Origin of the sequence: Nocardia asteroides (assembly GCF_900637185.1) — a bacterium.
In the GTDB taxonomy this organism is placed as follows: domain Bacteria; phylum Actinomycetota; class Actinomycetes; order Mycobacteriales; family Mycobacteriaceae; genus Nocardia; species Nocardia asteroides.
Window position 1 is genome coordinate 1,281,358 of record NZ_LR134352.1, and the last position, 18,171, is coordinate 1,299,528.

The 18,171-nt window shown below is 69.7% G+C and carries 18 protein-coding genes; 8 read left to right on the forward strand and 10 right to left on the reverse strand.

Annotated elements, in window-relative coordinates:
• Positions 1 to 177: 177 nt before the first annotated feature.
• Both EL493_RS06135 and EL493_RS06140 read left to right on the forward strand, forming a co-directional pair.
• The gene (locus tag EL493_RS06135) at positions 178 to 1,356 is read left to right on the forward strand and encodes a Rieske 2Fe-2S domain-containing protein (protein WP_019044731.1); all 1,179 of its coding nucleotides are present in this window, start codon (positions 178 to 180) and stop codon (positions 1,354 to 1,356) included.
• Between the two features lie 2 nt (positions 1,357 to 1,358).
• Positions 1,359 to 1,691, forward strand: coding sequence for a hypothetical protein (locus tag EL493_RS06140; protein ID WP_019044732.1), 333 nt, complete (start codon positions 1,359 to 1,361; stop codon positions 1,689 to 1,691).
• Here the strand turns inward: EL493_RS06140 and EL493_RS06145 are convergent, their stop codons facing one another.
• The 8 genes from EL493_RS06145 to EL493_RS06180 form a co-directional block, all read right to left on the reverse strand.
• The gene (locus EL493_RS06145; RefSeq protein ID WP_019044733.1) at positions 1,692 to 2,441 is read right to left on the reverse strand and encodes a DUF427 domain-containing protein; all 750 of its coding nucleotides are present in this window, start codon (positions 2,439 to 2,441) and stop codon (positions 1,692 to 1,694) included.
• Positions 2,442 to 2,527: 86 nt separating this feature from the next.
• A complete protein-coding gene (locus EL493_RS06150) occupies positions 2,528 to 3,775 on the reverse strand; it encodes an MFS transporter (RefSeq protein ID WP_019044734.1) in 1,248 nt (415 codons plus the stop codon).
• Between the two features lie 17 nt (positions 3,776 to 3,792).
• The gene (locus EL493_RS06155; protein WP_019044735.1) at positions 3,793 to 4,245 is read right to left on the reverse strand and encodes a MarR family winged helix-turn-helix transcriptional regulator; all 453 of its coding nucleotides are present in this window, start codon (positions 4,243 to 4,245) and stop codon (positions 3,793 to 3,795) included.
• A gap of 115 nt (positions 4,246 to 4,360) precedes the next feature.
• Entirely contained in the window at positions 4,361 to 5,413 is a 1,053-nt protein-coding gene (locus tag EL493_RS06160) for an acyl-CoA dehydrogenase family protein (protein WP_019044736.1), read from the reverse strand.
• An 11-nt stretch (positions 5,414 to 5,424) separates the two neighbouring features.
• Positions 5,425 to 6,423: an acyl-CoA dehydrogenase family protein gene (locus EL493_RS06165; RefSeq protein WP_019044737.1), complete on the reverse strand. Its 999-nt coding sequence runs from the start codon at positions 6,421 to 6,423 to the stop codon at positions 5,425 to 5,427.
• A 52-nt stretch (positions 6,424 to 6,475) separates the two neighbouring features.
• A complete protein-coding gene (locus tag EL493_RS06170) occupies positions 6,476 to 7,618 on the reverse strand; it encodes an acyl-CoA dehydrogenase family protein (RefSeq protein ID WP_019044738.1) in 1,143 nt (380 codons plus the stop codon).
• Positions 7,619 to 8,422, reverse strand: a complete 804-nt coding sequence (locus EL493_RS06175; protein WP_232017301.1) for an enoyl-CoA hydratase — start codon at positions 8,420 to 8,422, stop codon at positions 7,619 to 7,621.
• Between the two features lie 59 nt (positions 8,423 to 8,481).
• On the reverse strand, positions 8,482 to 10,032 hold the full coding sequence (locus tag EL493_RS06180; RefSeq protein WP_019044740.1) for a FadD3 family acyl-CoA ligase: 1,551 nt from the start codon (positions 10,030 to 10,032) through the stop codon (positions 8,482 to 8,484).
• A 55-nt stretch (positions 10,033 to 10,087) separates the two neighbouring features.
• Between EL493_RS06180 and EL493_RS06185 the strand changes: the two genes are divergently transcribed.
• The 4 genes from EL493_RS06185 (at position 10,088) to EL493_RS06200 (ending at position 13,952) form a co-directional block, all read left to right on the forward strand.
• The gene (locus tag EL493_RS06185; RefSeq protein WP_019044741.1) at positions 10,088 to 11,275 is read left to right on the forward strand and encodes an acyl-CoA dehydrogenase family protein; all 1,188 of its coding nucleotides are present in this window, start codon (positions 10,088 to 10,090) and stop codon (positions 11,273 to 11,275) included.
• Positions 11,272 to 12,069: an SDR family oxidoreductase gene (locus tag EL493_RS06190; RefSeq protein WP_019044742.1), complete on the forward strand. Its 798-nt coding sequence runs from the start codon at positions 11,272 to 11,274 to the stop codon at positions 12,067 to 12,069. Before EL493_RS06185 ends, EL493_RS06190 begins: the two co-directional genes overlap by 4 nt.
• Before the next feature lie 64 nt (positions 12,070 to 12,133).
• Positions 12,134 to 12,745, forward strand: a complete 612-nt coding sequence (locus tag EL493_RS06195) for a TetR/AcrR family transcriptional regulator (protein WP_019044743.1) — start codon at positions 12,134 to 12,136, stop codon at positions 12,743 to 12,745.
• A gap of 10 nt (positions 12,746 to 12,755) precedes the next feature.
• Positions 12,756 to 13,952 carry an acetyl-CoA C-acetyltransferase gene (locus tag EL493_RS06200; RefSeq protein WP_019044744.1) on the forward strand — a complete coding sequence of 399 codons (1,197 nt, stop codon included), beginning with the start codon at positions 12,756 to 12,758 and terminating at the stop codon, positions 13,950 to 13,952.
• Positions 13,953 to 14,009: 57 nt separating this feature from the next.
• On the opposite strand, the gene EL493_RS06205 is transcribed toward EL493_RS06200, so the two are convergent.
• Positions 14,010 to 14,345, reverse strand: a complete 336-nt coding sequence (locus tag EL493_RS06205; RefSeq protein WP_022565826.1) for a hypothetical protein — start codon at positions 14,343 to 14,345, stop codon at positions 14,010 to 14,012.
• 191 nt (positions 14,346 to 14,536) lie between these two features.
• Here EL493_RS06205 and EL493_RS06210 point away from each other — a divergent pair, with 191 nt between their 5' ends.
• A complete protein-coding gene (locus EL493_RS06210) occupies positions 14,537 to 16,498 on the forward strand; it encodes a molybdopterin-containing oxidoreductase family protein (protein ID WP_030200673.1) in 1,962 nt (653 codons plus the stop codon).
• Here EL493_RS06210 and EL493_RS06215 read toward each other — a convergent pair.
• The gene (locus EL493_RS06215) at positions 16,495 to 17,331 is read right to left on the reverse strand and encodes a helix-turn-helix transcriptional regulator (RefSeq protein WP_019044746.1); all 837 of its coding nucleotides are present in this window, start codon (positions 17,329 to 17,331) and stop codon (positions 16,495 to 16,497) included. The genes EL493_RS06210 and EL493_RS06215 overlap by 4 nt on opposite strands.
• 87 nt (positions 17,332 to 17,418) lie before the next feature.
• Between EL493_RS06215 and EL493_RS06220 the strand changes: the two genes are divergently transcribed.
• Positions 17,419 to 18,165: an SDR family oxidoreductase gene (locus EL493_RS06220; RefSeq protein WP_019044747.1), complete on the forward strand. Its 747-nt coding sequence runs from the start codon at positions 17,419 to 17,421 to the stop codon at positions 18,163 to 18,165.
• Positions 18,166 to 18,171 lie beyond the last annotated feature (6 nt).

Consider the following 18,171-nt stretch of genomic DNA (forward strand, 5'->3'; position numbering starts at 1 on the left):
CCTTGTCGGATCGACAACCGGTTCTTGTTCGACTCTGAGACTAGAACAGGTTCTCATTTCTGTCGAGAAGATCGCCCTACCTCGTATATAACAAGACGCGACAGAGAAGTTCGCTGGACAGCTGGCGTGAAGTGGCCTCGTTTTGTAACGTGTTCTAGTGAACAAGGAGGGTTCGGGATGGCAGTCAACCCCAAGGTGAGGGAACTCGATGTCGGCACAGTGCCGACGAGGTTTGCGCGTGGCTGGCACTGTGTCGGCCTGGCCTCGTCGTACCGCGACGGCAAGCCGCACGCGATCGAGATCTTCGGGACCAAGCTCGTGGTGTGGACCGACACCAACGACGAGATCCGCGTGCTCGACGCCTACTGCAGGCATATGGGCGGCGATCTGAGCATGGGCACGGTCAAGGGCGACGACATCGCCTGCCCGTTCCACGACTGGCGCTGGGGCGCCAACGGCAAGTGCACCTCGATTCCGTACGCGCGCCGCGTTCCGCCGCTGGCCCGCACCCGGAAGTGGACGACGCTCGAGCGCAACGGCCAGCTGTTCATCTGGCACGACCACGAGGGCAACGAGCCACCCGAGGACGTCACGATCCCGCACATCGAGGGCCCCTTCACCGACGCGGAGGGCAACCCCAGCGAGGAGCGCGACAGCGGCTGGACGCCGTGGACGTGGAACACGATGCGCATCGAGGGCTCCAATTGCCGCGAGATCATCGACAACGTCGTGGACATGGCGCACTTCTTCTACATCCACTATGCCTTCCCGACGTACTTCAAGAACGTCTTCGAGGGGCACGTGGCGACGCAGTTCCTCGAGACCAAGGGCCGTCCCGATATCGGCATGGCGGCCAAGTACGGCGGTGAGACGCTGCTGAAGTCGGAGGCGTCCTACTTCGGTCCGTCCTACATGATCAATCCGCTGGTCAACATCTACGGCGGGTACGAGATCAAGGTCGTGCTGATCAACTGCCACTACCCGGTCAGCCAGGACGAGTTCGTGCTGCAGTACGGCCTGACCGTCGAGAAGCCCAAGGGCATCGACGACGCGACCGCCGAGAAGCTCGCGGCCTCGATGACCGAGTTCTTCGGTGACGGCTTCCTGCAGGACGTCGAGATCTGGAAGCACAAGTCCAAGGTCGAGAATCCGCTGCTGTGCGAGGAGGACGGCCCGGTCTACCAGCTGCGCCGCTGGTACGAGCAGTTCTACGTGGATGTCGCCGATGTCACCGAGAAGATGACCCAGCGGTTCGAATTCGAGGTCGACACGACCAAGGCGAATCAGGCCTGGGAGGCCGAGGTGGCGGAGAACCTGCGCCGCAAGGCCGAGGCAGAAGCCGAAGCGGGCGTGTAACCATGGCTTCGACCTGGGCCAAGGCACCCGACTTCGCCGATCAGCCCGTGCGGCAGGCCGCGGTGCGGGCCCAGACCACGGTCGACAAGCAGCACTACCTGGACGACGGCCTGACACCGGTGCGGTGTCAGGCCTGTTCCGCCGAGGTCCTGGTGCGCAAGTCCAGCGCGCACCAGACCTCGGTCCAGTGGACCGAACGGCCGGACACGCACTGCCCGATCTTCGCCCAGCTCAGCGCGCACGGCGCGCGGCCGGGCAGGCCGGAATCGTGCCCGTCGCTGGAGAAGTCCATCAAGTGGGCGGTCGACGAGGGCGTGCTCGAGATTCCCGAGTGATCAGCTGAACGGGGAGTGCGGGCGTTCCTGCAGCACGCCGTCGAGGTAGATGTCGACCTTCTCGTTGTAGAAGCACGCCAGGCCGGCGATCTTCTGGCTCTCCGGCAACGGCGTGCGGTAGATCCACACGATGTCGCGGTGCTCGGTGCCGTCGACCTGGACGTGCCAGTAGTCGGCGGTGCCCTTGTACGGGCAGCTGGTGTGGGTGTCGGAGGCGGTCAGCAGATCCATCCGCACATCGGGCAGCGGCAGGTAGAACCGCGCGGGCAGCCCGGTTTCGAACAGGATGCGCGGCGAGGACGAGTCGGCGACGGTGACGCCGTCGATCTCGACCCGCACATTGCGCGAGCTGCCGAGGATGTCGACCCGCGAGTACGGATCGCGCGGGTGCACGAAGATGGGCTCGTCCTCCTCGAACCAGTCGAACGTGGCGAAGTCCAGCCGCACAGCGTCTTTCAGATCGGGCAGCGGTGAGTCGAGGTAGCGCAGGGCGGCGGCCTCGGCGCGCAGGCCGTCGACCAGCACGTCGTACCCGGTGCCCTCACCGCGGCTGGGGGAGTGCTCGGTGACCCCGTTCGGTTCCAGGTCGGCCTTGATGTCGGTCAGCGGAACGTAATAGGTGGGGTAGTACGGGATCTCCCAGACCAGCAGCGGCCGCAGCGTATCGGCCACCAGCAGCCCGTTCAGGTACGCCCGCACGCGTTTGTGCGCCGACTCGACCTTGACCCGCCCACGCTTGTCGTCGCTCATGTCCCCGACGCTACGCCGTCCTCGTGACACGAAGCCGGCCCCGCGGCTCGTGGCTGCGGGGCCGGCTTCGATGGCACCGGGACGGGTCAGTCGCCGACGGTGATGGCTTGGGCTTCCTCGACGCTGTGGGGCGCCGGGTCGTGGTCGTCGAGGTGGGCCAGGGCCTTGCGGCCGGCGAAAAGCGCGGCGACGGCGGCGGCGGTGAAGGCGGCGCCCAGCCAGAACGGGAGGGAGACGCTGTGCTCGCCCAGCTTGCCCGCCACCCACGGGGCCGCCGCGCCGCCGGCGAAGCGGACGAAGCTGTAGGCCGCCGAGGCGGTGGAGCGCTCGACCGGGGCGGAGATCATCACGGCCTCGGTGATCAGCGTGTTGTTCACGCCGAGGAACAGGCCCGCGATCACCACGCCGACGATCAGCACGATCTTGTGCTCGGCGAACAGGCCCATCACGGCCAGGTCGGCGGCGAACAGGCCCAGTGACAGGCCCATCATCGGCAGGGTCCCGAAGCGCGCCTGCAGTTTCGGTGCCAGGAACACCGAGGCCAGCGCGAGCAGGATGCCCCAGCCGCAGAAGATGAAGCCGATCGCGTAGGTGCCCATGTCCAGCGGGAACGGGGTGTAGGCGAGCAGGGTGAAGAAGCCGAAGTTGTACAGCAGCGCGGTGACGCTCACCGTCAGCAGGCCCCGGTGCCGAAGGGCCTTGAACGGCGCGGTGATCGACGTCGGCTTGGCCGGCTTGGGCATCTCGGGTAGCAGCACGACGATCGCGACGAAGGCGATGGCCATCAGCACCGACACACCGAAGAACGGTCCGCGCCAGCTGATTCCGCCGAGTAGTCCGCCCAGCAGGGGTCCCGTCGCGATGCCGATGCCGAGCGCGGCCTCATAGAGGATGATCGCCTTGGCGACGCCGCCGGTGGCCGCGCCCACGATGGTGGCCAGCGCGGTCGCGATGAACAGCGCGTTGCCCAGGCCCCAGCCCGCGCGGAAGCCGATGATCTCGCCGATCGTGCTCGACATGCCCGCCAGCGCGGCGAACACCACGATGATCGCCAGGCCGGACAGCAGCGTCTTCTTGGCGCCGAAGCGGCTCGAGATCACGCCGGTGACCAGCATGGCGACGCCGGTGACGGCCATGTAGCTGGTGAACAGCAGCGAGACCTGCGACGGGCTCGCGTTCAGCTGCTCGCCGATCGGCTTGAGAATGGGGTCGACCAGGCCGATGCCCATGAACGCGATCACGCTCGCGAAGGCGACAGCCCAGACGGCCTTGGGCTGTCCGGAGGGGGTGGTCGGCGCGGCGTCATTGTCGCGAGTCAACTGCTGGATGCTCATGGGCACTCCTGGTTGCTTCACTGATGACCGCGGGCAACCGCACGCAGGGCTGTCAGCAGGTCGTTCATGTCGGTGTCGAGCCGGATCAGCCGATCGAGATCGAAGTCGGCCAGTCCGGGCGCCATGGCGGCCGCGAAGGCGCGCCTGGCCTGGGTGAGGCGGGTTCGGCCCGCCGGGGTGAGTTCGACGAGAACCGCCCGGGAATCCTGCGGATCCCTGGTCCGGGTGGCGAGTCCGTCGGCGACGAGCCTGCCGATCAGCGCCGTTGCCGCCGGCTGTGAGCATCGATCGATCCGGGCGAACTCGCTGACCCGGATGCCGCCGTGCTCGTCGAGCACGGCGAGGGCCCGCATGACCGCGCGGGGCAGGTCGTCGTCGCTGATCGCCCCGGCGAGCCGGGTGAGCCGACCGGCAGTGACCAACAGGTCGACCACGATGTCGTCCGGGGAGGGCTGCTCTGTCTGCTGCACGCTCCATATTATTGCATAAGCTAACTATCTAAACCGAGCTTTCCCCGTCGTGACATCTCGCACAGACGCCGAAAGCCCCAGCCGACCTGCGGCTGGGGCTCTCGGAGCGGGACGGTCAGGCGGCGACGACCGGGCGGCTGCCGGTGCCGAACAGCTGGGCGGTCGCGTGCGCGCGCTTGAAGTACAGGTGCGCGTCGTGCTCCCAGGTGATCGCGATGCCACCGTGCAGCTGGATCATCTCGGCGGCCACGTGCGAGAAGGCCTCGGTGCAGTGCCTGCGCGCGACCCACACGTCCTCGGCCGCGCTCGGGCTGTTCTCGGCCACGGCCTGCGCGGCCGCCAGCGCCGTCGACTCGGCCGACTCCACCAGCACGTACATATCGGCCATCCGGTGCTTGAGCGCCTGGAAGCTGCCGATCGGCCTGCCGAACTGGACCCGCGAAGCGGTGTAGGCCACCGTCATGTCCAGGCAGCGCCGTGCCGCGCCGACCTGTTCGGCGGCGACCGCGGCCCAGGCGATCTCACGCAGCCGGGTGCGCAGGGCGGCCGGGTCGCCGGTGCCGATCCGGGTGGCCGGGGTGCCGGCGAAGGTGATCGTCGCCAGCCGGCGGGTGGGGTCGAGGGCCGGGGTCGAGACGACGGACACGCCAGCCGCGTCGGCCGTCGTCTCGAACAGGCCGTCGTCGGTGAGGACGAGCAGCAGTTCGGCCTGGCCGCCGTGCAGCACGTAATGCGCGGCGCCGGTGAGCTTTCCGTCTTCGGCGCGGACACCGGCGGCATCCCAGCCGGTGGTGTCGGCCCAGCACAGGGCCGCGGTGCGGGAGCCCTCGGCCAGATCGGGCAGCAGCCGTTCGCAGGCCTGCTCGTCACCCGAGAGCAGAATCGCCTGCACACCCAGCACCGCCGACCCGAGCATCGGCACCCCGGACAGCGCGGCGCCGAGTTCGCCCACCACCATCAGGGATTCGACCAGGCCGGCACCCGCGCCGCCCCACTCCTCCGGAACGGCGAGGGCCGCGACGCCGACCTGCTCGCACAGCATCGACCACAGTTTCGGGTCGTAACCCGGGTCGGTGTCCATGGCGGTACGCAGGGCCGCCGGCGTCGCGTGCTTGGCCAGCAGGGCGCGCACGCTGGTCCGGAATTCCAGCAGTTCGTTCGATGACATGAGGGTTCCTCTCAGACCGCGGCCGGGGCGCGCAGCGCGTCCGCGACGCGTCCGCGGTGGAAATCGGCGGTGCCCCAGGCGGTGCGCAGGGCGGCGACTCTGGTCAGCCACAGCGACAGGTCGCACTCGGCGGTGTAGCCGATGGCGCCGTGGACCTGCAGACCCACCCGCGCGGCACGATGGGCGGCATCGCCGCAGGCCACCAGCGCCGCCGACACGTCGCGGGCGCGGTCGGCCGAATCCAGGGTGAGGGCCGCGCGATAGACGAGCGGCTCGGCCAGATCCAGGGCGATCAGCACCTCGGCGAGCTGCTGCTTCACGGCCTGGAACTCGCCGATCACCCGGCCGAACTGCTTGCGCTGCTTGGCGTAGGTGGTGGTCTGCTCGAGGATCGCCCGACCCGCGCCGAGCAGTTGCGCGGCGCAGGCGAGCACGCCCACGTCGAAGGCGTAGTCGAGTGCGGCGGCGGCGTTCTCGGCGAGGACGTCACCCGCGACGACCCTGGCGAGCTTGCGCGCGGGGTCGATGGAGGTCACCGCCTCCGCCGCCGTGCCCGCCTGGGTGAGCTGATTACCGGCGGCCACGAGGACGAGATCGGCCGCCTCGGCATCGAGCGCGATACCGCGCTGGGACTCGAAGGTGATGGCGCCCAGCGATTCCCCGCTCGCCAGCGCGGGCAGCCACTGCTGCGCCAGGGCCGCGTCGGGAAGGCGTTGCAGCAGCGCGGGCAGCACCGCGGCCGATTCGATCACCGGGCCTGGCAGTGCGGCGCGACCAGTCTCGATCAGGGCAACGACCAGGTCGACCGGGGTCGCGTCGGCGCCGTCGTACCGCTCGTCGACGATCAGGCCGAACACACCCATCTCGGCGAGCTGGCGCAGCAGCGCCCGGCCCTTGCCGGTCTCACCCGCCGACCAGGCGCGCACGGCGGCGGGCACCTGTCCGGCGTCGAGGATCTTACGCAGCTCCGCCGCGAAGTCGAGTTGTTCGGTGCTGAGCGCGAATCTCATCGCGGACCTCCTGTGCTGGGAAGGGCGATGCGGGCCCCGTGATTGCCGGTGTTCATCGCTTGCTCTCGCGCGGCAGGCCGAGGATGCGTTCGGCGATGATGTTGCGCTGGATCTCGTTGGTACCGGCGTAGATCGGGCCGGACAGCGAGAAGAGATAGCCGTCGGTCCACTTGCTCGCGAGCTCGGCCGCGGGGCCGAGCAGGTCCAGTGCCGTCTCGTGCATGGCGATATCGAGGTCGGACCAGAACACCTTGGTGATCGAGGACTCGGCGCCGAGCTGGCCGCCGTCGGTCAGCCGGGTGACGGTGCCGAAGGTGTGCAGCCGGTAGGCCTCGGCCCCGATCCACGCGTCCACCACGGCATTGCGCGCGGCGGTGTCGGTGGGCTCGGCGGTCTCGGTCCACAGGTCGATGAGCCGCTGCGCGGTGGCGCTGAACCGGCCGGGGCTGCGCAGCGACAGGCCGCGCTCGTTGCTCGAGGTGGCCATGGCGACGCGCCAGCCCTCGTTGACCCCGCCGATCACGTCCTGATCGGGGACGAACACGTCGTCGAAGAAGATCTCCGCGAAACCGGGCTCGCCGTCGAGCTGCGGGATCGGGCGCACGCTCACGCCCTCGGCGGTGAGCGGGAACATCAGGTAGGTCAGCCCGTGGTGCCGCTGCGCCTCCGGGTCGCTGCGGAACAGGCCAAAGCCCCAGTCCGCGAACGCAGCGCGCGAGCTCCAGGTCTTCTGGCCGTTGAGGATCCAGCCGCCCTCGGCGCGCCGCGCGGTCGAACGCAGGCTCGCCAGGTCGCTGCCCGACTCGGGCTCCGACCAGGCCTGCGCCCAGATGTCCTCGGCGCGCGCCATCCGCGGCAGGATCCGCGCCAGCTGCTCGGTGGTGCCGTGCTCGAACAGCGTCGGCGCCAGCAGGAAGATGCCGTTCTGGCTCACCCGGCCCGGCGCGCCCGCGGCGTAGTACTCCTGCTCGAACAGCACCCATTCCAGGATCGAGGCGTCGCGGCCGCCGTATTCGGCGGGCCAGGACACCGCGGACAGCCGCGCGTCGGCCAGTTTCGCCTCCCACTCGCGATGCGCTTCGAAGCCCGCCTTGGTGTCCATGGAGGGCAGCGGCTCACGCGGCACATGGGTGGCGAGGAAATCGCGCACCTCCAGCTGGAACTCCCGGACTGCCGGGTCGATCTCGAGGTCCACTTACTTCGTCCCGTTCTGTTCGGTCGCGGCGCCCTTCATCGAGCGGGCGTTCATCCCGCCGAGCGAATCGGCGCCGACTTCGGCGTTGTGCGCGTGCGCGAAATGGTGCAGCCCGAAGACCGAGTCCATTCCGGAGCGCATTCCCATCAGGTCTTCGGCCTGGTTGACGGCCTTCTTGGTGAGCGCGAGGCCGAATTGCGGCATGGCCGAGATCTTCTCGGCCAGCGTCATCGTCTCGGTCTCGAGTTCCGCGCGCGGCACGACCCGGTTGACCATGCCCCACTCCTTGGCCTGGGCCGCGTCGAACCGGTCGCCGGTGAAGAGGAACTCCTTGGCCGCGCGCGGCCCCATCACCCACGGATGCGCGAAGTACTCCACGCCCGGGATACCCATGCGGACAACGGGGTCGGAGAAGAACGCGTCGTCGGAGCAGACGATCAGATCGCACACCCAGGCCAGCATCAGCCCGCCGGCGATGCAGGCGCCCTGCACCATCGCCACCATCGGCTTGGGGATCTCCCGCCAGCGGCGGCACATGCCCAGGTACACCTCGGACTCGCGGGCGAAGCGCTGATCGCCGCCCGCGCGGTCGACGTGGTCCCACCACAGCGCGGCTTTGTTCTCGTAGCGCACGTGGTGGTCGCGCCCCGGCGTGCCGATGTCGTGGCCCGCGCTGAAGTGTTTCCCGTTGCCCGCCAGCACGATCACCTTGACCTCGGGGTCCTCGACGGCCCGCACGAAGGCGGCGTCGAGGGCGTAGGTCATCTTCGAGTTCTGCGCGTTGCGGAACTCGGGCCGGTTCATGGTGACGACGGCGACCGATCCGCGCACCTCATAGGTGACGACCTCGTCGGTTTCGGAACTCACGACTTCTCCTCACGTAGCTCACGCTTGAGCACCTTGCCCGCCGCGCTGTAGGGCAGCTGGTCGCGGAACTCCACGAGCCGGGGCACTTTGAAATTGGCCAGCTTGCTCGCGGCGAAGGCGATCACCTCGTCCGCGGTCAGCGTCGAGCCGGCCTTGCGGACGACGACGGCCTTGCCGACCTCGCCCATCCGCTCGTCCGGCACGCCGAACACGGCCGATTCGGCGACGCCGTCGAGCCGGGCCAGGGTCTGTTCGATCTCGGCGGGGTACACGTTGAATCCGCCGGTGATGTACATGTCCTTGAGCCGGTCGGTGATCTTGAGATAGCCGCGCTCGTCGACGATGCCGATGTCGCCGGTGTGCAGCCAGCCGTCGGCGTCGATGGCCTCGGCGGTGGCCTCGGGATCGTCGAGGTAGCCCAGCATCACGTTCGGCCCGCGCAGCAGCACCTCACCGGCCTCGGACAGGCGCAGTTCGAAGTCGGCGATGGGTCCGCCGCAGGTGTTGGCGATGGTGACCGCGTCGTCGTCGGGACGGCACATGGTGCCGAAGCCGGCCGACTCGGACAGGCCGTAGGCGGTGATGACCACCTCGAACTCGAGGTCGTCGCGCATCCGCTCGATGAGCACCACCGGCACGGTCGCGGCGCCGGTGACGGCCACCCGCAGCGAGCTCAGGTCGCGCTCGTCGCGCTGCGGGTGTTCGAGGATGGTCTGGTAGATCGTCGGCGGACCGGTGAGCACGGTGATCCGCTCGGACTCGATCAGCGCCAGCGCGGCGGGCACGTCGAAGGTGGCCTGCGGCACGATCGTGGCGCCGGTGACCAGGCAGGCGAGGATGCCCGCCTTGTAGCCGAAGTTGTGGAAGAACGGCGGGATCATCAGGTAGCGATCGCCGGCGCGCAGGGTGGAGCACTCGACCCAGCCGCGCACCACGCCGAGTGCCTGCCGGTGCGCCACCAGGGTGCCCTTGCTGCGGCCGGTGGTGCCGGAGGTGAACAGGATGTCGGAGATGTCGTCGGGGGAGACGGCGTTCGCGCGTTCCTCGCCCGCCTCGGCGGACACCGTGTCGGCCAGTTCGAGCAGGGCCGACCAGCTCAGCGACGAGTCGTCGGTGGGGGTGTCGTCCTCGACCGGGATCACGACGACGGTGCCGATCTTCAGGTCCGGCGCGGTCGCGCGCAGTTCGGCGGCGCGGTCGCGGCCGAGGAACGGCCCGGCGACGAAGATCGCCTTCGCGTCCACCCGCACCAGCACGTCGGCCGCTTCGTCGGCGACGTAGCGGGTGTTGAGCGGAACGAGCGCGGCGCCGACCGAGTGCGCGGCCAGCGCCGCGACCACCCAGTGATGGGTATTGGGCGCCCACATCGCGACCCGGTCGCCGGGCTCGATGCCGCGCGCGATCAGCGCGCGCGCCGCGATCCGCACCCGGTCGAGCAGGTCCGCCCAGGTCAGCCGGGTCGCGCCGTCGATCAGGGCCGGCTCGTGCGGATACGCCGCGGCGACATCACGCAGCGCCTGCGGGGTGGTCTGTGCAGGGGTTGTCACGGGGTCCTCACCAATCGGCTAACAAAGCAAGTGCTTGGTAGGTTATCCTACCGGCGTGGGCGTGATCCAGACCTCAGATTCCGATACCGCGACCTCCGACGCGGAGTTTTGCGCGGAAATACGCGACTGGCTGGCCGAAAACCTGTCCGGAGAGTTCCGTGACCTGCGTGGCACCGGTGGGCCGGGGCGCGAGCACGAGTTCTTCGAGGAGCGGCTGGCCTGGGACCGGCACCTCGCCGCGGCGGGCTGGACCTGCCTCGGGTGGCCGGTCGAATACGGCGGCCGCGGTGCCAGCGTGCGCCAGCAGGTGATCTTCCACGAGGAGTACGCCAAGGCCGACGCGCCCGCGCGCGTCTCGCACGTGGGTGAGGAGCTGCTCGGCCCGACGCTGCTGGCCTTCGGCACCGAGGAGCAGAAGCGGCGCTTCCTGCCCGGTGTCCGCTCGGTCGGCGAGCTGTGGTGCCAGGGCTACTCAGAGCCGGGCGCGGGTTCCGACCTGGCCGCGGTGAGCACTACCGCCCGCCTGGACGGCGACCGCTGGGTGATCAACGGCCAGAAGATCTGGACCTCGCTCGCGCACGTCGCCGACTGGTGCTTCGTCATCGCCCGCACCGAGAAGGGCTCGAGCAGGCACAAGGGCCTGTCCTACCTGCTGGTCCCGATGGACCAGCCGGGCATCGAGGTGCGCCCGATCGAACAGCTCACCGGCACGTCGGAATTCAACGAGGTGTTCTTCGACGACGCCGTCACCGAGGCGGGCCTGGTCGTCGGCGAGCCGGGCGACGGCTGGCGAGTCGCCATGGGCACCCTGACCTTCGAGCGCGGCATCTCCACGCTCGGCCAGCAGATCCGCTTCGCCCGCGAACTCGCCGACATCGAGGCGCTGGCCCAGCGCACCGGCGCCGCGGCCGACCCGCTCGTCGCCGAACGCATCGACGCGGCCTGGGTGGGACTGCGGGTGCTGCGCGCGCACGCGCTGCGCACCATGAGCGAGGACACCCACGACGCGGGCGGCGCCTCGGTGTCGAAGCTGTTGTGGGGCAACTGGCATCGCGGACTCGGCGAACTGGCCATGGCGGTGCAGGGCGCCGCCGGGCTCGTCCTCGGTCCCGACGACATGACCGCATGGCAGCGGCTGTACCTGTTCAGCCGCGCCGACACGATCTACGGAGGTTCGAACGAAGTGCAGCGCAACATCATCGCCGAGCGTGTGCTCGGCCTGCCGCGAGAGGCTCGCCCGTGACCGGCCCACTGTCCGTCCCGCCCCCGTCGATCCCCGGCCACGGCCTGCTGACCGGCCGCAAGGCCGTCATCACCGCCGCGGCGGGCACCGGCATCGGCTCGTCGACCGCGCGCAGGCTGCTGGAGGAGGGCGCCGATGTCGTCGTCTCCGACTGGCACGAGCGCAGGCTCACCGAGACCGCCGAGCTGCTGGCCAAGGAGTTCCCCGAGCGCAAGGTCGGCGCGGTCGTCTGCGACGTGCGCGACACCGCCCAGGTGAACGAGCTGCTCACCGCGGCCGCGGCCGAGCTGGGCCGGATCGACATCATGGTCAACAACGCCGGTCTCGGCGGGGAGACCCCGGTCGTCGACATGACCGACGAGCAGTGGGACCAGGTCCTCGACATCACCCTCACCGGCACCTTCCGCTGCACCAGGGCCGCGCTCGGGTACTTCCGGTCGGCGGGGCACGGTGGGGTCATCGTGAACAACGCGAGCGTGCTCGGCTGGCGTGCGCAGCATGGCCAGGCGCACTACGCTGCGGCGAAGGCGGGCGTGATGGCACTGACCCGGTGCAGTGCGGTCGAGGCCGCCGAGTTCGGGGTGCGGATCAACGCCGTCGCGCCGAGCATCGCCCGGCATCCGTTCCTGGACAAGGTCAGCTCGACCGAGCTGCTCGACGCCCTCAGCGAGCGGGAGGCCTTCGGCCGCGCCGCCGAGCCGTGGGAGGTCGCCGCGACGATCGCCATGCTGGCCAGCGATTACACCTCGTACCTGACCGGCGAGGTGGTCTCGGTGAGCAGTCAGCGCGCATGACGAGCGGGCGCCCGAGTGCGGACAAATCGGAAACCAAGCAAATGCTTGGTTGTAGGATGACGTTGTGACCGCACCCGACACCGTGAAACGCACTCGCCGCGCCGAACTCCTCGACCTCGCCGCGAACCTGTTCGCCGAACGCGGCCTGCGCGCCACCACGGTGCGTGACATCGCCGATTCGGCGGGGATCCTGTCCGGCAGCCTCTACCACCACTTCGACTCCAAGGAGTCGATGGTCGACGAGATCCTGCGCGGCTTCCTCGACGACCTGTTCGGCCGCTACCGCGAGATCGGCGCGGCCGGGCTCAGCTCGCGCGACACCCTGGAATCGCTGGTGATCGCCTCCTACGAGGCCTTCGACCGGCACCACGCCGCGGTCGCCATCTACCAGGCCGAAGCCAAGAACCTGCGCGACGTCGAACGCTTCGGCTACATCCGCGACTTCAACACCGAGTTCCGCGAGCTGTGGCACAAGGTGCTCGCCGCCGGCGTGGCCGACGGCAGCTTCCGTCCGGAACTCGACGTGGAACTGGCCTTCCGCTTCCTGCGCGACACCGTGTGGGTGGCGGTGCGCTGGTACACCCCCGGTGGCCCGATCACCGTGCAAAGCCTCGCCCAGCAATACCTGACCATCGTGCTCGACGGGCTCACCGTGCCCGGGAGCAGTCCGAAGTAGGAGTTATCCCATGACCGCACCCGCCGAGCGCCGCCCGTACACCCCGCTGCGGCAGGCCTATGTGATCGATGCGGTGCGCACCGCCGTCGGCAAGCGCGGTGGCGCGCTGGCCGGTGTGCACCCGGCCGACCTGGGCGCAGCCGCGCTGCGCGGGCTGGTCGAGCGCACCGGCATCGATCCGGCCGTCGTCGACGACGTGATCGTCGGCTGTGTCGACAACATCGGCCCGCAGGCGGGCAATATCGGCCGCACCATGTGGCTGACCGCAGGCTTCCCCGAAGAGGTTCCCGGCGTCACCGTCGACCGGCAGTGCGGCTCCAGCCAGCAGGCCATCAACTTCGGCGCCCAGGCCATCATGAGCGGCACCGCCGAGGTGATCATCGCGGGCGGCGTGCAGAACATGAGCGCCATCCCGATCTCGGCCGCGATGCTCGCGGGCAAGGAGTACGGCTTCGAGTCGCCGTTCGTCGGCGCCACCGGCTGGGACACGCGCTACGGCACCGGCGAGGTCTCGCAGTTCCGTGGCGCCGAGCTGATCGCCGAGAAGTGGGGCATCACCCGCGAGGACATGGAACAGTGGGCGCTGCGCAGCCACGAGCGCGCCCGCGCCGCCATCGCCGATGGCCGCTTCGAGGCCGAGATCGTGCCGGTCGGTGAGTTCACCGTCGACCAGGGCCCGCGTGAAACCAGCCTGGAGAAGATGGCGAGCCTGCAGCCGCTCGGCGAGGGCAGCCCGCTCACCGCCGCGGTGGCCAGCCAGATCTCCGACGGCGCCAGCGCCACCCTGCTCGCCTCGGAGTGGGCGGTGCAGGAGTACGGCCTGACCCCGCGCGCCCGCATCCACCATGTCAGCGCGCGTGGCGCCGACCCGATCTTCATGCTCAGCGCGCCGATCCCGGCGACGCAGTGGGCGCTGGAGAAGACCGGTCTCACCATCGACGACATCGATGTCATCGAGATCAACGAGGCCTTCGCGCCCGTGGTGCTGGCCTGGATCAAGGAGATCGGCGCCGATCCGGCGAAGGTCAATGTCAACGGTGGCGCGATCGCGCTGGGTCACCCGCTCGGCGCCACCGGCGCCAAGCTGTTCGCGACCCTGCTGCACGAGCTGGAGCGGGTGAACGGCCGCTACGGCCTGCTCACCATCTGTGAGGGTGGCGGCACGGCGAACGTGACCATCATCGAGCGGCTCGGCGCGGGCGAGTAACTCTCGTCCGAGCAGTGTGGTGGTCCCCGGCGGGCAGCGCCGGGGACCACATCTCGTTCACCACCAGTAGGTCACTACCTCCCAGCGTTGGAGAGTTCCGGGGAAATCGCAGTGGGCCCAGGACTGCTGGCCGTCCCAGGCGACCGGGCCTCGGCGTTCGTAGGTGGCCCAGCTGCTGCCGAACCAGCCCCACCACTGCCTGCATTCGATCCGCACCTGATGCCGGATCGGCCAATAACACTGCGAGTACGCGGACGTGTTGTTGACCGGATACGCCGAGCATCCCGACGGACCCCATTGCGCCTGAGCAGGCGCGGCACCCATCACCACCCCCGCGCCGAGCAGCGTTGCCGCCGACGCGCTCACCATCAATTTCTTCCCGAGTGACCTCATCTCCTACCTCCCACTGACCGCGTGGGGGCACGATGCCCCCGACTATGGCAGGGGCCTCCGCGCATTCGATCCCTGGTGATGCCGCGCGTCCGCGACACCACCCTTACGTGATTTACATCACATTCCGAATGGTCGGTGTTACCGCCGTGCTCGCCCGGCGCGCTGTCGTACCCCGGGCCTACGATGAATCGGTGAAGGTGCTCGGCGCGTGCCCGCTGGACTGCCCCGACGCGTGCTCCTGGGTGGTGACCGTCGAGGACGGCGCCGCCACCGGATTGCGGGGGAACAAGGACCATCCGGTGACCCGTGGCGCGCTGTGCGTCAAGGTGAACCGCTACCTCGAGCAGGTCGGTTCGCCCGACCGGCTGCGCTACCCGCTGCGCCGCGTCGGGCCGAAGGGCTCGGGCCGGTTCGAGCGGATCAGCTGGGACACCGCGCTCGACGAGATCGCCACCCGGCTCACCGGCATCGTCGACGAGTTCGGCGCCGAGGCGATCTGGCCGTTCCACGGCACCGGCAGCCTCGGCTACCTCCAGGGCCTGGAGGGCTATCCCGGCAGGCGGATGTTCAACGTGCTCGGCGCCTCGCAGCACGCCGCCACCATCTGCTCCGTCGCGGGCGGCGCCGGGCTGCGCTACACGCTCGGCACCTCCGGCGGCATGGACCCGGAGGACTTCGCGAAGTCGAAGCTGATCCTGCTGTGGGGCACCAACCCGCTCACCTCCGGTCACCACCTGTGGAAGTTCGTGCAGGACAGCGGCGCCTACCTGGTCTCGATCGACCCGGTGCGCACCAAGACCGCCGAGCGCTGCGACGAGCACATCGCGCCGCTGCCCGGCACCGATGCCGCACTGGCGCTCGGGCTGTTGCACGTGGTGGTCTCGCTCGGCGCGCAGGACGAGGCGTTCATCGCCGAACACACCGAGGGCTGGCCCGAATTCCGGGACCGGATCGCCGAATACACCCCGGAACGGAGTGCCGAGATCACCGGGGTGCCGCGCGAGCGGATCGTCGCGCTCGGTGAGCGCATCGCCCGCACCAGACCCACCGCCATCCGCGCCTCGCAGGGCATGCAGCGTCACGCGGGCGGCGGGATGGCGCTGCGGGTGCTCGCCTGCCTGCCCGGCGTCACCGGGGACTGGGCGATTCCCGGTGGCGGACTGCACTATTCGACCAGCGGTCATTTCCGCCTCGACGACGCCGCGCTGGTCCGCGACGATCTGCTGCCGCACCCGGTCCGCACCCTGTCGATGACCCGGCTCGGTGAAGCGCTGCTGGAGACCGACGACCCGCCGGTCAAGGCGCTGTTCGTGATCGGCGCCAACCCGGTGGGTTCCAACCCCGACCAGCGCCGGGTGATTGAGGGGCTGTCCCGCGAGGACCTGTTCACCGTGGTCCTGGAACATTTCGCCACCGACACCGTCGACTACGCCGACATCGTCCTGCCCGCCACGATGCAGCCCGAACACCTCGACGTCATCGCCGGCTACGGGCACCTCTACCTGGTGTGGAACGAACCCGCCGTCGAGCCGCCGGGCGAATGCCTGTCCACCACCGAGACTTTCCGCAGGCTCTCGCGTCGCCTCGGCCTCACCGAACCGGCGCTCTACGACTCCGACGAGGAGCTGGCCCGGCAACTGCTGAAGGGCCACGACCTCGACCGGCTCCGTGCCGACGGCTTCCTCAAGATCCAGCCCGGCTCGGTCCCCGCCGGCAAGCTCCAATTCGTCTCCAGCCGAGCCGAACTCGCGGGCGAGTCACCGCTGCCCGGCTACACCCCGTCGGCCGACCCCGGCGACGGTCTGGTGCTCATCTCGGCCGCCTCCCACTACTTCCTGAACACCACGTTCGGCAGCAACCCCGAACTCCGCCGCCGCGCAGGCGAATCCACCGTCACCCTGCACCCCGACGACGCCACCGCCCGCGCGATCACCAACGGAACTCCGGTCCTGGTCACCAACGCCCGCGGCTCTTTCGAGGCCGTCGCCGAGGTGTCCGACCGCGTTCGCCCCGGCGTCGCCGCCACCACCAAGGGGCGCTGGGCCAAATTCACCGCGGGCGCCACCGTCAACGCCACCATCGCCGAACGCGACGCCGACTACGCGGGCGGCGCGGTCTTCCACGACAACCGCGTCGAGATCCGGCCCCGCTAGGCAGGCGCTGCCGCCGCGGCGGTGCTCAGCGAGTCGAAGACCCGCGCGGTGGGGGAGCCCGGTTCGGCGCAGTAGACGATCATGCGCTGGTCGGTGTCGGCTATCCGCAGCTCCTGGCAGGTGAATTCGAGCTCGCCGTGGACCGGGTGGGTGAGGTGTTTGGTGTGACAGCGGCGGGTGGCGACCTCGTGGTCGGCCCACATCCGCGCGAATCGCGGTGCGGTGCCGAGCAGTTCGGTGACGAGGGCGGCCAGGTCGGGGTTGCCGGGGTAGCGGGCGTAGGTGGCGCGCAGCTCGGCGACGGTGGAGCGGACGTAGCGCAGGGTCTCCGGGTCGGTCCAGTGCGGATCGTCGGCGGGCATCCGGAACATCCAGCGCACCAGATTGCGTTCGTGCCCGGGCACGGTCGCGAGATCGCCGATGAACGCGGTGGCCGCGGTGTTCCAGACCAGGATCTCGAAGGCGGCGTCCACGACGTAGGCCGGTGCGCGCAGGTTGTCCAGCATGATCCGCACGGCGCCGGACACCTCGCGATTCGGCCCGACGACCGGCGGCGGATTCTCCCCGCTGATCCGGAAGAGGTAGTCGCGCTCGTCGACGGTCAGCAGGAGCGCGCGGGCCAGCGCGGTCAGTACCTGCCGGGACGGCCGCGCGCCACGCGCCTGCTCGACCCGGATGTAGTAGTCGACGGAGATGCCTGCCAGCTGCGCGACCTCCTGACGCCGCAGCCCGGGGGTGCGCCGCGGCCCGATGTCGGGCAGCCCGACGTCGGCGGGGCGCAGTGCCGCCCGCCGGGCCCGCAGGAAGGCCGCCAGTTCCTCGCGTTTCGCCACGTCTTCCAGTGTGGCCCGGCGAGGCCGTCGCAGGGTGGTACAGCTTGGTCCTCCCTGGGCGGGACGGTCGCTGCCACGCTCGTCGACATGACCACCACAGCATTGATCACCGGCGCCAACAAGGGCATCGGCTACGAGACCGCGCGGGCGCTGGCAGCGCGGGGGATGACCGTTCTGGTCGGCGCGCGCGACGCGGGCCGAGGGGCCGCCGCCGTCGACAAGCTGCGCGCCGAGGGCGCCGACGCGCGGCTGATCCAGCTCGACGTCACCGACGCCGCGTCCATCGCCGCCGCCGCGGCGCACATCGACGAAACCTGCGGCGTGCTGGACGTTCTCGTCAACAACGCGGGCATCGCGGGCGGCTTCGGCGCGCCCTCGGCGACCGACCCGGCGATGATGCGCGAGGTCTTCGAGACCAATGTCTTCGGTGCCGTCGCGGTCACCAACGCGATGCTGCCGCTGCTGCGCCGGGCGCAGGCCGCGCGCATCGTGAACGTGTCCAGCGAGGTCGGGTCCATCACCCTGATGATGGACCCCGACGGGCCGATGTGGCCCGCCGCCGCGGTCCCGTACCCCGCGTCGAAGACGGCGCTCACCATGCTCACCGCCATGTACGCCAAGGAACTCTGGGACACCCCGATCAAGGTCAATGCCGCCAACCCCGGCTATTGCGCCACGGACTTCAACGCCGACAGCGGTTTTCGCACTGCCGAGCAGGGGGCCGAGGTCAGCGTCCATCTCGCGACGCTGCCCGCCGACGGCCCCACCGGTCAGCTGTGGGGCTACCGCTGGGGCGCCGCCGACGGCGACGAGTACGGCGTCCTGCCGTGGTGAACCGGG

Bases quoted from the DNA above. Each gene is read 5' to 3' on its own strand.
- EL493_RS06150 (WP_019044734.1), bottom strand. From the start codon at position 3,775: ATGAGCATCCAGCAGTTGACTCGCGACAATGACGCCGCGCCGACCACC.
- EL493_RS06140 (WP_019044732.1), top strand. From the start codon at position 1,359: ATGGCTTCGACCTGGGCCAAGGCACCCGACTTCGCCGATCAGCCCGTG.
- EL493_RS06220 (WP_019044747.1), top strand. From the start codon at position 17,419: ATGACCACCACAGCATTGATCACCGGCGCCAACAAGGGCATCGGCTAC.
- EL493_RS06175 (WP_232017301.1), bottom strand. From the start codon at position 8,422: ATGAACCGGCCCGAGTTCCGCAACGCGCAGAACTCGAAGATGACCTAC.
- EL493_RS06145 (WP_019044733.1), bottom strand. From the start codon at position 2,441: ATGAGCGACGACAAGCGTGGGCGGGTCAAGGTCGAGTCGGCGCACAAA.
- EL493_RS06205 (WP_022565826.1), bottom strand. From the start codon at position 14,345: ATGAGGTCACTCGGGAAGAAATTGATGGTGAGCGCGTCGGCGGCAACG.
- EL493_RS06200 (WP_019044744.1), top strand. From the start codon at position 12,756: ATGACCGCACCCGCCGAGCGCCGCCCGTACACCCCGCTGCGGCAGGCC.
- EL493_RS06165 (WP_019044737.1), bottom strand. From the start codon at position 6,423: ATGAGATTCGCGCTCAGCACCGAACAACTCGACTTCGCGGCGGAGCTG.
- EL493_RS06135 (WP_019044731.1), top strand. From the start codon at position 178: ATGGCAGTCAACCCCAAGGTGAGGGAACTCGATGTCGGCACAGTGCCG.
- EL493_RS06160 (WP_019044736.1), bottom strand. From the start codon at position 5,413: ATGTCATCGAACGAACTGCTGGAATTCCGGACCAGCGTGCGCGCCCTG.